The 18,371-nt window shown below is 41.1% G+C and carries 6 protein-coding genes and 1 tRNA gene; 3 read left to right on the plus strand and 4 right to left on the minus strand.

Translation table 11 applies throughout. The annotated features are described in order from the left end of the window. Window positions 1-67 precede the first annotated feature (67 nt). Entirely contained in the window at window positions 68-628 is a 561-nt protein-coding gene (locus G4D82_RS08790; RefSeq protein ID WP_166336718.1) for a YqgE/AlgH family protein, read from the plus strand. On the opposite strand, the gene G4D82_RS08795 is transcribed toward G4D82_RS08790, so the two are convergent. Together G4D82_RS08795 and G4D82_RS08800 are read right to left on the minus strand one after the other, a co-directional pair. After that, window positions 625-1,461 (minus strand): aminotransferase class IV, encoded by an 837-nt coding sequence (locus G4D82_RS08795; protein ID WP_166336720.1) that lies wholly within the window; start codon window positions 1,459-1,461, stop codon window positions 625-627. The two genes, G4D82_RS08790 and G4D82_RS08795, sit on opposite strands and share 4 nt — an antisense overlap. 51 nt (window positions 1,462-1,512) lie before the next feature. After that, window positions 1,513-1,905, minus strand: coding sequence for an START-like domain-containing protein (locus G4D82_RS08800; protein WP_166336722.1), 393 nt, complete (start codon window positions 1,903-1,905; stop codon window positions 1,513-1,515). 148 nt (window positions 1,906-2,053) lie between these two features. On the opposite strand from G4D82_RS08800, the gene G4D82_RS08805 reads away from it, so the two are divergent. Both G4D82_RS08805 and G4D82_RS08810 read left to right on the plus strand, forming a co-directional pair. After that, window positions 2,054-2,127, plus strand: a tRNA-Met gene (locus G4D82_RS08805). 401 nt (window positions 2,128-2,528) lie between these two features. Next, a complete protein-coding gene (locus G4D82_RS08810) occupies window positions 2,529-11,210 on the plus strand; it encodes a DUF7948 domain-containing protein (protein ID WP_166336724.1) in 8,682 nt (2,893 codons plus the stop codon). Between the two features lie 140 nt (window positions 11,211-11,350). Here G4D82_RS08810 and G4D82_RS08815 read toward each other — a convergent pair whose 3' ends face one another. Together G4D82_RS08815 and G4D82_RS08820 are read right to left on the minus strand one after the other, a co-directional pair. Then, window positions 11,351-13,159 (minus strand): T9SS type A sorting domain-containing protein, encoded by a 1,809-nt coding sequence (locus tag G4D82_RS08815; RefSeq protein ID WP_166336726.1) that lies wholly within the window; start codon window positions 13,157-13,159, stop codon window positions 11,351-11,353. A gap of 42 nt (window positions 13,160-13,201) precedes the next feature. Then, on the minus strand, window positions 13,202-18,262 hold the full coding sequence (locus G4D82_RS08820; protein WP_166336728.1) for a tail fiber domain-containing protein: 5,061 nt from the start codon (window positions 18,260-18,262) through the stop codon (window positions 13,202-13,204). Between the last annotated feature and the right edge of the window lie 109 nt (window positions 18,263-18,371).

An 18,371-nucleotide genomic window follows, 5' to 3' on the forward strand; every position in this document is an offset into this window, starting at 1 on the left:
ATTTATGCCGAATATATTTGCTTATATAAATTTTTTATTGTTAAATTTAATCAAAATTGCGATCCAGATGATATCAGAAAAGTTACAAAAAGGGCAATTACTGATAGCCGAGCCTTCCATTATTGGGGATTTGTCTTTCAATCGTTCGGTGATATTATTAGCTGATCACAATAGTGAAGGTTCTGTGGGTTTCATCATCAACAAACCTTTAAAATACACCATCAATGACTTAGTTCCAGACGTAGAAGCCAACTTCAAAATCTACAATGGCGGCCCGGTAGAGCAAGACAATCTGTATTTCATTCACAACATTCCGCATTTGATAACCAACAGTGTCGAAATATCCAACGGCATTTTTTGGGGTGGCGATTTCGAACTTACCAAAAACCTTATCAACAGCGGTCAAGTCAAAAAAGACAACATTCGTTTTTTCTTAGGCTACACTGGTTGGGAAGCCCACCAACTCGAAAACGAAATGAAATCAAACTCGTGGATTTTAGCCGAGAATCTTTACCAAAATAAAATCATTGGAAAATCAACTACCGATTTCTGGAAAGAAAAAATTCTAGAACTTGGTGGTGACTATATCCTGTGGTCCAATGCCCCAGAAAATCCTCTACTGAATTAATCCTGAATCGAATCGTTCAAGAATTCAAATAACTGCCGCGCTACATCAATGCGGTATTCTTTTTTACGGTATTTAGTAATCGGCCGGATTCCTGAAATCACATTGGTAATGAAAAGTTCATCAGCTTTCTGTAAATCAAATGGCGAAATAACGGTTTCAATAATTTCCAAACCTTCTATTTTCTTTGCCAAGCCAAGCACTTTTTTCCTCAAAATTCCATTCAAACAACCCTCTGAAACCGGCGGCGTAATGAGTTGTTTTCCGAGCAACATAAACAAATTTCCTTGCAAAGCTTCAATCACGTTTTTCTGATCGTTCAATAAGAGGCAATTCTGCAAATCATTCTCTTTGGCAAAGATGCTTCCAGTAATGTGGATCATTTTGTTGGTGGTTTTAAGGCTAGAAAGCAACTGTTTGGAAACGAAAAAATCCTTGTATAAATCAACTTCGTATGTTGCAGCATCGAAAGTATAGTCTGGGTGATCAAGCGGATTCACTTCAACAACATAGCTCACTGTATTAGTAATAGGCAAATAAAAACCACCTTCATTTCGATACACGGTAATTCTAGCTCGAGCGGCGCCTGATATATTTTGAGCTTCAACGGTTTTCAGAATTTCCGCCTCGAAAAACTCCATCGTGAACACCATCGGAATTTCCATTCTCACTATACGCATGCTCGCCATGAGCCTAAAGTAATGGTCTTCTAGAAAAAGAATTTTCCCGTTTCTGATTCGCAAAGTTTCAAAAACGCCATCACCATAAAGAAAACTGCGATTACTTGTATCAAGCTGTTGCTTAGAAGAAACTAATTCACCGTTAAAATTGACCATAAAAAAACCCTAATTAAATTAGGGCAAATATAGTTTTTAAAAGACAATTTCTTATACAGAACCAATGACATGTTTGAGATCTGAAATTTGATTTTCCCACAAAAGTTTGGCCTCATCCAGTTCGTCTTCTTTGGCGAAATCGACAATCATTAGAGAAACGTCTTTGGTGATTTCATCTTCCAAGATTCGGAGTTCAAAATAATAATCAGTATCCTTTTTATTATCGTCTACCCAGCGGAATTTAATCTTCTCGCCAGTTTTTTTGGAAGACAAACGCGCGCTTTCTTCAGAGTCGTCCCAAATGAATGTAAAGTATTCGCCTCGTGAATTAACATTGTCGGCAAACCATTCCTGCAAACCTGAAGGCGTTGATATATACTGATATAACAACTGCGGTGAAGAGTTAATAGGAAATTCGAGTTCGTACCTAGATTTTGATTCCATGATAGGGCATTATTTTTTGGGAAATATATAGAATAATAGCGCAATATAAAAGCAATTTTTTAAATAATTTTTTTCTAAAATTATATTTGCAACCTATGATTTAAGTTCTATATTTGCACCCGCATTGCGATAACGTAAATGCAGAATCGGCGAGGTAGCTCAGTTGGTTAGAGCGCAGGATTCATAACCCTGAGGTCACGGGTTCAACTCCCGTCCTCGCTACAAAAATAAAATATGAAAATCAACGGTTTAGAAATTCTAAGCCGTTTTTTTTTTTTGCTCTATCAAACTGTTTTTTTTTTTGTAAAAGACCAAGTTCAGAAAATATACACAGCAAACCAAGCCTACTTAATATCAAGCTAACGATTTTAGTTCCGACAACCATAATTCGCGGTTGGCAATTTCTCAAAAACCAAATCTTTTAGAACACGACAATAGTCTTGTAGTACTAAATACAACCTATGAGCGAATAAGAATTAACATTCGTTGAAAATAGTTGGATTACCAGATAGGGTAATTCGCAAACAGCCTGTTGTAGAATAATTATTAGGATAAGTCTATAGTTATTGAAGCTGTGCTCACAAGACATCTCCTGAAATAGTTAAACAAACAAGCTGAGTTGTATGAATAAAAAAAATACCTTCCTTTTTTATTTAAACAAATCGATTGTTGGAGCAATGCTCTTGACTTTTCCTTTTGTTCTTGCCCAATCTTTACCTCAAAACACTCAACCAGCTGTACCTGTTCATGTAGGTCATGACACCAATTTAAGTGCAGACAAAAACTGGGTGAGCACTACTTCAAAAGGCAATGCTGCGTCGCCCAAAGCCACCACAACTTCAGTAGAAGCAATGCCTGCCTTGACCAATAATGCTTCTTTTATAAAAAACATGGGGCAATATGGCCCTACCCTAAAAGGATATGAGCAACTAGGCCACATTGAATACGGATATGAAGGGCTAGACATGCCTATATTGATAACCAACAAAGGGCTCATCCACTTGCACCGCGAATACAAAAGAATCTCACACGCCGAAGAGGAAAAACTTGAAAAACAGGGCATTCCTGAAGAAGAAATTGAACGTCGTCTCAAAATTACCGACCGTGTTATCACCATGCAATGGTTAGGAGCCAATGAGCAGGCCGAAATTATTGCCGTCGAGAAAACAACCGATTATCACACCTATGGCATGCTCCAAGAAAAAGCATACGGCTATAAAAAAATAATTTATAAGAACTTATATCCGGGCATTGACCTAGTATATAGCTTTAACCCTAACGGAATACTGGGTTTTGAATATAGTTTGCTAGTACAGTCAGGTGCTGACCTCAGCGTGGTTAAATTAAAATATGGTGGTGATATCCAAAAAATCAAAACTGATCGTGCAGGCAATCTGGTGGTTCGCTCAGACATTGATGGTATATCCTCATCGGTTCCGATAGCATATTATGGTGAAAGCCTTTTGAATGATGCGGTGCGGCAAATCAATTCTGTCTATCATTTATCAGGTAACGAAGTCACTTTTACCTTCCCCGAAGGCTACGATCACAGCCAACCTCTTGTGATTGATCCGTTTATAACCAGTACGAGCAACCTTACCGGAGTGAACGCAGGCAAAGCCATAGACGTTGATTTTGATTACAACGGCAATGTGTACGTGGCCGGTGGTGGCAGTTTGGTAACTTCTTTTGCCGCCGGAGCCAGTCATAAACATGCCAAATACAATAGTGCTGGTGCATTAGAATGGACTTTTAATGGCGTACTCACTATTCCGTCTTGGCAAGCTGATTTCTATTATGGCGGTTGGGTAGTTGATAAAGCCACCGGAAATTTATACATCGGTCAAGGTTATGCCACCAACGGGTTTAGAGTGATTAGACTCAATACAACCGGCTTGTATGATAATTATATTTCAGACGGCAATCCGAGCTTCCAAGAAGCCTGGAAAATGTACTGGGTGTGCAACAGCGGAACCCCGCAAATCATCTGCGCGGGCGGCGGTACAACCGGACCTACCAATTTCGCCTATTGTTCGCCACCAGCAACCACACTGAGTGCAGCGGTAAACTTAACCGGCAGCTCGATGGTAGGTCAAGACATGACTGACTTGATCGTAGATCCGGTTACCAATAGTTTGTATACCATTTACGCCTCGCCACTTGATCCGTCGACGGGTAATAAATTATACAAAACCAATCCGCCGTATAGTTTTGCATCTACTGCTTGGAGCACCGCAACGGGTTATCCGAGTGTTATTAATGAGTTGGCCAACCGACCTTATTTAGCCACCGGATATAACGACAACTCATCGAACATTTTAGGGCAAAATGCTGCTTATGTTTTTTATTGGGATGGTCAGCATTTGGAAGCTTTTAACAAAACCACTGGGGCTATTTCTGGAACACCAATCACCATTGCTACTAACAGTCTTTTAATGCAAGGCGGAATCGTTGCGGATGCTTGTAATAATGTATATATCGGCAATACCAATGGAACCATTAAAGTGTACCAATTTAACGGCACTACTTTCAATGATGCCGCAGCTCCAGATATTAGCATAGCCGGTTATAATACCAATGTATATGATTTGGCATTAGATGAATCTAAAAAATTGCTTTATGCTAGTGGCAATGGGTTTGTGAGTTCTGTAGACATTACTGCTTATTGTCCGGCAACTATTTACACAGTTAATGCTGTACCAGATTGTGCTACCGCTGGCGCTACAGTCTCTATAAGCCCTGCACCTGTGGCTGATGCTACCGTCAGCTATGCATTATTTACAGGCACTACCCAAATAACAACTTTGAGTGCTCTGGGGAGTAATCCAGTTTCATTCTCTGGACTCAGCCCGAATGTGACTTATACTGTGGTAGTTACCGTTAACTCTGCTTGTAGCGGTTTGCAGGCTACGACCAACTTTGTGCTTCCTGGGCCAACCATCAGTTTTACACAAACTAATACCAACTGCGGGGCAAATACAGGTGCTATCAATGCAATCGGTTCTGGTGCTTTAGGTCCTTATACCTATAGTTTAGACAGTAGCACTTTTCAGGCCAGCGGAATTTTCACCGATTTGACAGCAGGGATACATAATTTAGTGGTACAAGGTGCCGGCGGATGCCCGAATAGTGTTACGGTAAATATTCTCAACAGCGATGGCCCTACAATTACTTTAACCCAAACCAATGCAACCTGCGGTAATAATTCAGGCACCATAACGGCCAATGTTACCGGTGGAATTGCCCCTTATCAATACAGTATTTCAGGTAGTATTAGTTATCCGTATCAGACCGGAAACTTCTTTACCGGACTCGTAGCCGGCACTTATACACTTACGGTCAAAGATGCCGCCAATTGCATCAACAGTGCTTTAGTAACCATTGCCACTAGTCCGGCCATAGTGTTTAATGCCATACCGGCCTCGGCTACCTGTGGTCAAAACAACGGTACTATTACGGCTTTTGGCAGCGGAGGCACACTGCCTTTAGAATATAGCATCAACGGAAACACTTTTCAAGCAGGCAATATTTTCAGCAATGTTAGCCCGGGGAATTATACCGTTTATGTACGTGATGCGATCGGCTGTTCGAGCTCAATAACAGTGACTGTAGAAAGCAATCCATTACCCAGCATCACCGCTAGTGCAACCAACGCTGCTTGCGGCAACATCAACGGAAGTATTACCGCTACCGGATTAGGTGGAGTGGCTCCGTTGCAATACAGTATTAACGGTATTACTTTCCAAACCAGCCCTTTGTTTAGCGGATTGTCTGCCGGTAGTTATACTGTTACGGTAAAAGATGCTACCGGTTGTATCGCAACAACATCAGTGATTGTGAGCAGCACAGGAGGGCCATCGGCAACAGGTACCTCAACACCGGCTAATTGTAATATCGCTAACGGAACCATTACCATAACACCCACAGGTATTGGCCCTTTTTCATACAGTATCAACGGGGTCAGCTACCAAGCAAGTAATATTTTCACGAATGTAGCCGCGGGCAATTACTTTGTTTTTGTGAGAGATGCCCAAGGTTGTACCGGCGCAGCTATAGTTATTGTAAATCCGGTGGCCGGACCCAACATCACGGCCACAACTACCGCAGCCGCTTGTACAGTCAACAACGGAACCATTACCGCTTCGGGAACCGGAGGTACTGGTCTTTTGGAATACAGTATTGACGGCGTTACCTATTCGGCTAGTAACTCATTTACGGGTTTGGCACCCAATACGTATACCGTGTACGTAAAAGACGCTGCCGGATGTATTAAAACTACCACCGTAACCGTTGATAATGCTTCGGGGCTAACCCTAACTTTAAGCGCAGTTTCTTCGTCCTGCGGTAATACTGGTATTATTACGGCTACTGCCGGTGGTGGCGTGACACCTTTGCAATACAACCTCAACAGCGGCACTTATCAAGCAAGTAATGTTTTTAGCGGGTTAGAGCCAGGAACTTATACCATCAACGTAAAAGATGCCAACAATTGCATCATTACCAAACAGGCTGTAATTGAATCTTTAACAGGTTTAACACTAAACGCCTCGGTCGTTTTACAAGGAAGCTGCGCCGCTAACAATGCCGTTATTATGGCCGATGGGAGTGGTGGCTCGGCTCCATTAACTTACAGTATTAACGGAACCACCTACCAATCATCGGGTACCTTTTTGAATGTGGCTGCCGGAACCTATACCGTTTATTTAAAAGATGCTACGGGTTGCATCATCACCCAATCAGGATTAGTAGTTACCAATACGGGAAGCGGCCCGGGCATCAGTACCTTTACTTTTACGCTCAAAGATGCTTTGGTCTGCGATGGTACCTTAGGAAAAATTCAAAACTTTAAAGTCAACGGTTCGAGTTGTAGTTCGTGTACGTTTAGTTTAGATTTTGGGCCGTTTCTTCCGGGAAATAATTATACCGATATTGCTCCTGGGCAACACTACATCATCGCTATGAATGCTGCAGGTTGTACCAAATTAGTTCCGTTTACCGTCAATGATACCAATGGGGCTACAGCAACAGTAGCGGTAGTGGGTGCTCCGTGCGGGTCAAGTACCGGGCAAATCACCCTTACCGGAATCAACGGAGATGGCAGCCCACCCTATCATTACAGTACAAACAACGGACTCACTTGGTCGCAATTTAATGCTACTGCAACTCTCACTGGTTATGCTCCGGGTACTTATACTATTCTCATTGCAGATGATTCCGGTTTTGATCCTGATCCGCCGGGGCCTAATTGTGTTACTCCTTTAACTGTGACCGTACCGGCAACGACGGGCAGTCCTACTTTGTCAATTACCTCTACTAATGAATCGTGTAATTCAGCTAACGGAACAATCACGGCAGTGGGCTCAGGAGGCAGTGGCTCACCGTACTCCTATAGTTTTAATGGTGACCCGTATGATTCAAACGGTGACTTTTCAGGGCTTACCGCCGGAACCTATACCATTAGTGTGATGGATGCTTCTGGCTGTATTAAAACCTCAACGGTTACGCTCACCAACAGCGGTGGTGCTGCATTGAGCCTTTTGACTTCGGATACTTCTTGCGGGCTAAGCAACGGAATCATTACAGTGACCGGTAGTGGTGGTACAACACCGTATGAGTACAGTTTGAATGGAACGGTGTATCAAACCAGTAATTTATTTGAGAACTTGCCATCAGGTGTATACACTGTGTATATTAAAGATGCTGTGGGTTGTATCAATACTGACACTGCATTTATTTTTGAAGGAAGTGTACCTATCGTAACGGCTTTTACCGTTGCAGCTTCGTGTAACAGTAGCGACGGTGCTATTTTTGCCACAGGCACATCAGGTGAAGCTCCGTATCAATTTAGTTTAGACGGAAGTGTCTACCAAAGTAGCAACATCTTTACGGGCTTAACCGCAGGTTTTTATATCGTATATATGAATGATAACAGAGGTTGCGTAGTTACTTCTGGAATCACCATTGGCAATCTTTCTGCGACCAGTTTTACAACTTCGGTAGTGGCGGCTAGTTGCGGCAATCAAAATGGAAGCATTAGCGTAACGGCCAGCGGCGGAACATTGCCCTATAATTATAGTTTTGATGGTGGTTTGACCTTTTCAAACAGTAGTGTTTCAGGTTCTTTGTTCGCGGGTAATTATACAGTAATTGTAGAAGATGGAAATGGATGTTTAACTACCCAGATAGTCTTGGTAAATGATGCCTTAGGTCCGCAAAACTTAACGGCCATCGTTTATGACGCCACTTGCGGATTAAACAACGGAATGATAGAATTAACCTTCATTGGCGGTACCCCTGATTATCAGTACAGCAGCGACGATATTACCTACCAAACCAGTAATGTATTAACCGATTTTGGCCCGGGCACTTATACGGTATGGGTGCGAGATGCCCATCAATGTAAAGAATCAATTACCGTAACTATACTTGATTTACAAGGGGCGGCACTAACTGCTATTGCCTCTCCAACAAGTTGCGGTTTAAACGATGGAACCATCACCGCAACCACTGTGGGCGGAACAATTCCTTTTGAATACAGCATAGACGGTGGAGCTACCTATCAAACCAGTCCTATTTTTACTGGTCTGGCTGAAGGAACCTATGATGTTTTAGTGAGTGACGGCAGAGGTTGCCCTAGCAATGTTGTGAATATTGCTGTAGCTGTAACCGGAGGTTCACTGTCTCCGACCATCACTTGTGGTGCCTCTACAGCTTCGACTGTTAGCTTTGATTGGAACGCCCTATCAGGAGCAACTGATTATGAAGTGACCTATCAAATTAATGCTGACCCACCGATTACTATCGGTTCTATCGGAAATGTACTGACCTATACAGTAACCGGTTTGAATGAAAATGATGCTGTTGCGATTACGCTTACCCCAACAGGTAGTTCTGGAGCTTGCTTTATAGCCACAACAGTTACTTGTATTGCTTCGCTTTGTACACATCCAACTGCACAGATTGCACCTGACCAAAATATTTGTAACCACGGCACAGCCACTTTTAGTGTAGACTTAACCGGAACCGCGCCTTGGAGCCTTACCTATAGTAATGGCACTTCACAAACCACCATTAATAACATCAATACAAATCCGTATGTTTTTAATGTGGCTGATATAACTACCGATGCCACTTTTATCCTAACGGCATTGAGCGATGCGGGTTGTAGCGCCGGAGCAGCAGATTTAACCGGAGCTGCCGCAGTAACCGTTATCAGCGGAATTCCCGGACTCTGGACCGGACTGGTGAGCACCGATTGGTTTGATTGCAGAAACTGGGCGGGCGGATTGCCATCGCCTACGATAGATGCGCAAATTCCTTCGGGCGCAGTGCGTATGCCGTTAATTGACCCTGCCACCTCACCTTTTGCTATTTTGTACAGCAATATAGCCGATGCGCAAGATCTGATTATTGGTGCTACGGCATCCTTGACTATGGCTGCCAACTCAGATTTATACGTGAGTAGAGATTGGAAAAACAGTGGCACATTCAATCCCGGACAAGGAACCGTTACTTTGACCGGAGCAACGGCCAATCAAATTCAAGCCATCAACGCAGGTATCAAGAACAACGAAACGTTTTATAATTTAACACTCAATACAACGAGCGGAGCCTATGGCGTGAGTTTGCCCGATGGATATGAGTTGACCGTTTCAAATCTGCTGTCGCTACAAAGTGGTGACATCCGACTAACCGGTGAAGCGCAATTGGTTCAATCAGGTTTGGTGTCCAATCCAACAGCCGGGACTGGCAAAATATACCGCGACCAACAAGGCACCCGAAGCAGTTTTAATTATAATTATTGGTGTTCCCCAGTGAGCAATAACGGAATAGACTATACCATTGGTGATGTACTCAGAGATGGCACCAATCCGTTGACCCCCGGCCTTATCAATTATGGTGCTGACCCTTATTTTGCCGACGGAGCGCTTTCGAGCCCCATCAACTTAAGTACTTATTGGCTGTATAAATACACCAGCGTAAGTACTGTTTATGCAGGCTGGCAATATGCAGGCAACACCGGAAGTATTAAAGTCGGAGAAGGTTTTACCATGAAAGGAACTGACGGCACAGCAATCATTACGGATTCCCAAAACTATGTATTTGCTGGTAAACCCAACAATGGCAACATACTGTTGAATATTGCTCCGGATCAGCTTTATTTAATTGGCAATCCGTATCCGTCTGCTTTAGATGCCGATGAATTCATCAAAGACAACATCAAAGACGGTGCAGGCAGAAATACAACCAATATATTTAATGGCGCATTGTCATTTTGGAATCATTTCGCTGGACATACGCATATTTTAGCTTCTTATATTGGCGGTTATGCAACTTATACCTTGATGGGCGGCGTTCCGGCTATTTCCAATGATATTTTAATCAACCACAATGGCGCCATAGGTACTCTAATTCCTAAAAGATATATTCCCGTCGGACAAGGGTTCTTTGTTGGAACTACGCTAGACCCATCGCTGGTAACTAACAATCCTAATTTAACTAGTCCAATCACTGGCGGCCCCATCATATTAAAAAACAGTCAACGTGCCTTTCAAGTAGAATCGGCACCCCATTCAGTATTCTTGAGAACACAAAACAATCTTACTAATGGAGTTCATGCAAATGAAGATCTTAGACCGAAAATCAGGTTGCGTTTTGATTCGCCAAACGGGCTTCACCGACAATTACTGGTTGGTGCTGACACCAATACTACCGATGCATTTGATTTGGGTTACGATGCCCTGATGATGGATGTGAACAATGATGATATGTATTGGGAATTCAGTAACCACAAATTCGTGATTCAAGCGGTTTCAGATTTTAATATCGACCGCATCATTCCGTTGGGTATTAAAATTTCGAACCCGGGATTAGCTTCCATTGAGATTGATAATCTGGAACACATTCCTGAGACTACCGAAATTTATATTTTTGACAATGTTACCGGAATATACCACAACATCAGAAATAGCCTATTTACCATAATGCTTCCGGTGGGTGTTTATGAAAATCGATTTTCACTGCGATTTACTATGGAAACCTTGAGCAATGATGACTTCAGCCTGAACCCATTACTGATTCATTACACCAACAACAATCACAGTTTGAATATTCAAAACATGGATTTGAAAACCACTGTCGAAAAAGTGTATTTGTACAATATACTAGGACAACGAATAGCGAATTGGGAAGTTAGCAATAAAAGAAACATTCAAATTCCGTTGCCTGATATTAGTCAAGGCACTTATTTGGTCAAGGTCAAAACTACATCCCGAGAAGTGGATACCAAAATTATTGTTTATTAAGTCTTAATTGCTTACGAAGTTACTTCTTTCCTTGGTCTAGTGCTTGCTTAAATTATAACCGGAACAATCAAATTCTAGTTCTATAAAAAACAGACAATAATTTACCGATTCTTAAAAAATGCTTTTAAACGATTAGCCGATTAATTTTCTAGAATAATCTTTTTACTTTTTGTAATACCTTGACTGTTCACTCTTGCAATATATATCCCGGCAGCCAATTGGTTTGTAGGAAATTCATAGCGTAAATCAGCTCCCAAGCGTGTGTGGTTCCAGATCAGTTTTCCGGTCAAATCAAATAATTTCAAACTATGAATTCTGGTTTGCTGCGGATTATTGACAATCAATTTATGCTGGTTGTTTTCTTGAAAAATAAAAAGAGAGTCCATGGTACTATCTGATGCACCTAACAAGTTATTTAGAAAAGTAATTTCATATCTTGTTTCATGCGTTCCCGCAGCCAGCGTAAGTTCATAAAAGTCATTCTTGATATCATGATATTGGTCGGTGAGTTTATCATGTAGATAAATATTTTCAGCACCATCAAAATTTAAAATGTCTTTAACCGTGATTTTATAGTTGGCTTCGGAGGTATTTTGAAAACCGATGGGAAATTTTTTGTGGCTATCAAATGGAGCTATATTAATGGCGGTTCTTTCACCATCAACCATAAAATAGGCTTCGGTTGGTGTGTTGAACGATGATAATGCGGCATCTTTTGCCCTATCAAATCCATCGGTTGACTCCTCATCAAATCCTAGAGCGATTTGCCTGATTGCTTGATCATTCATCAGTATATTCAACCGAATTTGAGGAACTGGCAAGTTCGAAACTTGCGAATAATCAAACCCTGAAACAGACGGAATATTGGGTAAAAAATCTTCAGTTATAGTAACCATTCTCTGAAATTCTGAGAAATTAAAAGCCCCTTCTTTAGTATAGACTCGGTAGTTGTTTTTCATTGTTACTGTAGTTCCTGCAGTATTGCCCTCAATCATAAACCCTTGCCCTATTGGTGAAAAATATCGTTGATAAGTATTATTGGGATTGCTGTATACTCCGGTTGGGTTTCCAGAACCATCATAACTATAATAAGTAGCAGGCACATAAATACCTGTTCCACCGCGAGATACTGGTGAATAAACTCCGTATCCGCCACGATAAGCTGCTATATTGTGGGAATTCACTGTTTGATCTTGTTCCCAAAAGTAAGCCACACCGGTACAGTTGGTTTCATTGGTAAGAAAAGCAGACAAGTCGATTGCCGATGGATAAGGATTGCCCGTCAAAGTGAGCTTGTTATTGGCCACCATAATTGGAATATTGCCATCATTCGCTTTGCCTCTAAAATCATAACGCTGATGTTGCCCGTCAGGATTGTTTTGTATGCCTAATATTGAAGTTGTATCTGTTCCGCTGGTTCCTTTCATAGTAAAGCCTTCACCTGGGCCAATGGTATTGGAAGCGCCGGCATGTATCCATTGTGAATAAGTATCCGATGACAAGAATTTGAAAATCCAATGAGAGGCTATTCCTAACGGATTCGCCACGCCATCATACCCAGACAAAATCATAGCAGAGGTACTGACAATATTGGTTTGAGGTGCACTGAGCATGGTTATTCCAAAACTCTCGTTCCCTACAGAAGAAGAAGCATTACCAACTGGCGAACACCAATAATTATACTGATATTGACCTGCTGTTCCTTCTTGAAAAAGAGACAATTTGCCGGTGCCACTATTGCCAGATAAACTCGTTGTACCTTGAAGCAATTGGGCTTGGTTTCTTAAATAAATATGACTATTACTTTGTAGATCAATCTCTTTGTTTACGAAGAAGTAATTGTCATTTAAATAGAGATAATCCGAAGCGCCAACAAATAGTTGTGCAGACACAAATAAAGGAAATAACAAAACTAAATAAGTTAGTTTCAAATTCTTGATGCTTTTCATAGAACCCAACTTTAGAGAAATAATCTTACTTAGCACGCAGCATCAATATTTATGGGCTTGTGCCGTATCAGTTGCTTTCAACTTATCATTAAAGAGCAGCGTTTTTAATAGTTCAACATCTGCTTTGAGCGCTTTATAATTTTGAGCTTCAGCTTTCAATTTGTTATTTTCATCTTCTAAAACTTCGATTCTTTTGAGAAGTTCTTGCGTTGCAGAAATATTCAAAGTGGATAAAGCCTCGTAGTCTACGGTATGAAAATCATTTACCTGACGGCCATAAACAAATACTTTCTCGGTTGTCTTAGCATCGACTTTGAAACCTGTGGCAGTTGCTTCTTTTACCTCGGTAATTTCTTCACCTGACGCAAAAATAATTTTCACTTTTTCACCCGCTTTTAAGTTGTTCCCAAGAGCGATGTAACCTTCTTTCATTTGAGCACTTTTGTAAATATCTGGAACTACATCTGTCATCGTTGAAACCGCTTGCGGATATACCTTTTCAACTTGTTGTGCAATGACTTTTTTGTAATGGTTAGCCCCTTTTGCAATGGAATCCTTTAAAGTATAATTGGTAATTTCAATTTTGGATAGGGTTTCCAAATCTTTTTTACTATCTGAAATTCCTTTGATGTTTTTGATTCTCTGATCGGAAAACGCATTGAATTCAGAAGCAGCAATTCTATTGGAAGCATAAATGGAATAGTTCTGAGCCGAAGCCGGATTTACGGTTCCAGTTGGTGTCGTTCTGTTTAAAAAACCGTAGTTGGCAAACGTATTCGTGTCTGAGCCATTGACCACAAATTTGGCCTGCGTTGGCGTGGAAGTTCCTATTCCTACATTGGTTCCATTGTCAAAAACTTGCCCGTCGACTAAAGTAGTGCCGTTCCATTTCGGGATATAATTGGTTGTTGTGGATGAGACTTGCGGATCGGATTCTGTAATTGATAATGTGGAGGCATTTACCCATGAAGTGGCTCCAGCACCATTGGTCTGCAGTACTTGATTCGCGGTTCCGGAAGTCGTAGGTAAATTATAAGCGTTGTTTATATTTAATGTGCCATTTACTCTTAATAAATCGGTAGCAAAATCGCCCCAAATCAATGGGTTTCCAACACCTGAGTTATCAATCATTAATTTATTGCTCAGCGTATTGGTCTTCCCAACATCAGTTCCAATTAATATATTGTTTGAACCTAAAGTGCTTTCCCCAGCGCCACCTCCAATTAATATATTTCCGCTTCCAGTTGAAGTGGCTCCAGCATAGTTTCCTAATGCTAAATTGTTAGTACCATTCACATTGCTGTTCAACGCATTAAATCCTACTGCGGTATTTCTCGAATTGGTATTTAACTCTAATGCACCACTTCCCAATGCCACGTTTTGAATACCTCCGACATTAGCTTTGCCTGCATTTCCACCCACATAGGTATTGTCATTAGTTACTAAATCATCATTCAAACCTGCATCTAAACCGATAAATACTGAACCTCCTGTATTAACAAATGGCAATTTACCGCCATCTACTTTTATATTCCCAAGAACATGTACTTTATCCGTAGGTGTTGAAGTTCCTATTCCTACATTGGTTCCGTTGTCAAAAACTTGCCCATCGACTAAAGTGGTTCCGTTCCATTTCGGAATATAATTGGAAGTTGTTGAAGAAACCTGCGGATCGGTTTCGGTAATTGAAAGTGAGGTTGGATTGACCCATGTAGAATTTCCAGTAGCGTCTGATTGCAAGACATAATTTGCATTTGCTCCTGAAGTCATTTGAAAAGTACTTGTTGTTGTTTTTCCAAGCACCTGAAGTTTCGATGATGGTGCTGTAGTGCCTATTCCCACATTGCCATTTTCGGTAATTCGCATGGCTTCAGACTGAGCACCTGCGGCTCCGGTTGTAAAATAAAGCCTTCCTGGCCCTCCGGAAGCAATTTCAACTCCTATTCGTGCTCTATCATTAGCATCTACCGAACCGGCTCCGTTACCATGCGTAAAACCAAGCCACCATTTATCACCTGCGGTATTGTTAGCATCGTGTAATTTAAACATCCCTCCAGTAGCAAAAGCATCTGCAAGCACTAATTTTGCTGAAGGCGAAGTTGTTCCGATACCGACATTGGTTCCATTATCAAACACTTGTCCGTCAACTAATGCGGTGCCATTCCATTTTGGGATGTAATTCGTGGTAGAAGAAGAAACCTGAGGATCAGTTTCCGTAATTGACAAAGTTGTTGGATTCACCCAAGTGCCGTTTCCAGATGCATCTGATTGTAACACATAACCAGCATTCGCCCCGGTAGTAATTTGTAAATTGGTAGTTTTGGTTTTGCCTGAAACTTCTAATTTTTCTGTTGGTGATGCTGTACCTACTCCAACATTACCACCATAATTATTTAAAATTAAGTCATTATTTACAGTAAAATTTGCCCCAGATCGGCCTTGAATATTATTCCCATCATATCCTAAAATCAAACCCTTTTGACCTGTTGTTTCACCTATAAATAAAGGCAAATTACCCGATGTGTTTACACTTAACTTTGGAAGAAAAGGTAGTGGAGTCATCGTGTCTCCTATTGTCAATAAGGCATTTGGGTTAGTAGTACCTATACCTATATTGACACCATTGTCAAAAAGTTTACCATCAACCAAAGTAGTGCCGTTCCATTTCGGAACATAGTTAGAAGTTGTTGCGGAAACTTGCGGATCGGTTTCAGTAATGGAAAGTGCAGATGGATTGACCCAAGCGCCGTTACCTGTTGCATCTGATTGCAGAACATAACCATTAGTTGCGCCAGTTGTGATTTGAAGATGGGTTGTTTTTGTTTTACCGTTGACCTCAAGCTTTTCAGTTGGTGCAGCCGTTCCGACACCTACATTGGTTCCATTATCAAACACTTGTCCGTCAACCAATGCGGTGCCATTCCATTTTGGGATATAATTCGTCGTTGAAGAAGAAACCTGAGGATCAGTTTCCGTAATTGACAAAGATGTTGGATTCACCCAAGTGCCGTTTCCAGACGCGTCTGATTGTAAAACATGACCAGTATTCGCCCCGGTAGTAATTTGCAAGTTGGTGGTTTTGGTTTTGCCTGAAACTTCTAATTTTTCTGTCGGCGTTGCTGTTCCGACACCTACATTGGTACCATTATCAAACACTTGCCCATCAACTAAGGTTGTGCCGTTCCATTTTGGGATGTAATTAGTAGTTGTAGAGGAAACCTGAGGATCGGTTTCTGTAATAGTTAACGATGTTGGATTTACCCAAGTGGCGTTTCCGGCACCATCAGTTTGTAATACTTGATTCGCAGTTCCAGAAGTTGTGGGTAAATTGTAGGCATTGTTTACGTTTAAAGTTCCATTGACTCTTAATAAGTTGGTTACAAAATCACCATAAATTAATGGATTTACTGTACTTGTATTATCAATATAGAGCTTATCATTTCCGGTTTCATTTCTACCAGCAGAATTTCCAATAAATACATTTGAATTTCCTGTCGCAAATTGACCCGTAGCATAACCCAAAAACAAATTTGAATTTCCTGTTGCACTCTCGCCTGCAAAAGAGCCAACAACTGTATTAAAATTTCCTGTTAAATTATTTTTTAATGAATTGCTTCCTAAAGCTACATTCTGTTGGCCTAGTGTCGAAGCCTGACTTGCGCCAAGGCCTAAGGCAACATTTCCTGAACCTGTAGTATTGTTTCTTCCTGCATTAGTACCCACAAATGTGTTCACATTATTTGTCAAATCATCATTGAAACCTGCATTATCGCCTATGAAAACCGAATTTCCTGTATTTACAAAAGGTATTTTACCAGCATCAACTTTAATGCTACCGACAACATGCACTTTACTTGTTGGTGAAGAAGTCCCCACACCTACATTGGTACCATTGTCAAAAATTTGCCCATCAACTAATGTAGTTCCGTCCCATTTTGGGATATAATTTGTAGTTGCGACGGAAACCTGAGGATCAGTTTCTGTTAATGTTGGTTGATCAATCCAACCAGTATTCCCTGCGCCATCGGTCTGTAATACTTGATTGGCAGCACCAGCGGTAATTGGTAAATTATAGGCACTATTTACATTTAAGGTTCCGTTTATTTTTAATACATCTGTTGCGAAATCTCCATAAATTAAAGGAGAGACTGTGCTTGAATTGTCTATGTATAATTTATCGCTCCCAGTTTCATTATAACCCGCCTGATAACCTAAAAAAATGTTTTTGTTACCAGTAAGGTTAGAATATCCGGCCTCAGAACCAATGGCAATGTTTCCTGAAGCATTGGTAGCCGAAGCCATTGTAGCTGAACCTAAAGCCACGTTTCCGCTTCCGAGTACTTTATATGATAATGCACTTTCTCCTACAGCAACGTTATTGTCTCCAGAACTGTTAGCAGATAGTGCAGACCTACCAATGGCAACATTTGAACTTCCAGTAGTATTGTTGTCAAGTGCGGCAGCGCCATAGGCGGTATTTAAATTGCCCGTTGTGTTGGAACGGCCTGCAAGTGCTCCGGTAAAGGTATTAGCTTCGCCACTAGAGTTGAATTGTCCGGCTTGTTGACCAACAAAAACATTTTGGTTGCCCGATATATCGTCGTTGGCTCCTGCTAGTTCACCTATAAAAACTGAATTTCCCGTATTAAGAACTTCAATCTGTCCTTTTTCAGTAATTCTAACTTTAATGAGATTATTGGTTCTAATATCAAGAGCATTGTTGTCGGTGGTGCCAATAAAATTTATACCACTTACAGCCCCAGTGTTTCCTGTAGTTTTCCACTCATTAGAACCCGAAGCAACACCCATCGATTTCCATACTGTTGAGTTATTATCCCAATAATAAAAGCCCGGGGTATTTAAACCGACTGTGGTTGTTAAATATACCAACAAACCCTGCTGAGTTGCAGTAGGATTTGTTGCCGGAAAGTTATCAATTCTCGGTACAAGAAATCCATCGGTATTAGACGGGGCAGATGAATTACTAGCGGCAACGTCTAGTTGTGCTTGCGGATTTGTAGTATTGATTCCTACTTGTGCATGAGATAGAAAAGAAAAGCACAACAATAACCCAAATAAACAATTCTGGCAATTTAGCTTCATAAAGATAATTGTTAAAATTATGCTGCTAAATTAGATGGCGCCTTTTTCAAACAGGTGCAATCAAAACGCAAATCGTTATACTAATAACGCATTAAAAAAACTCAATGAT

It is taken from the genome of Flavobacterium lotistagni, from assembly GCF_011392125.1.
GTDB classification, from domain to species: Bacteria; Bacteroidota; Bacteroidia; order Flavobacteriales; family Flavobacteriaceae; genus Flavobacterium; species Flavobacterium lotistagni.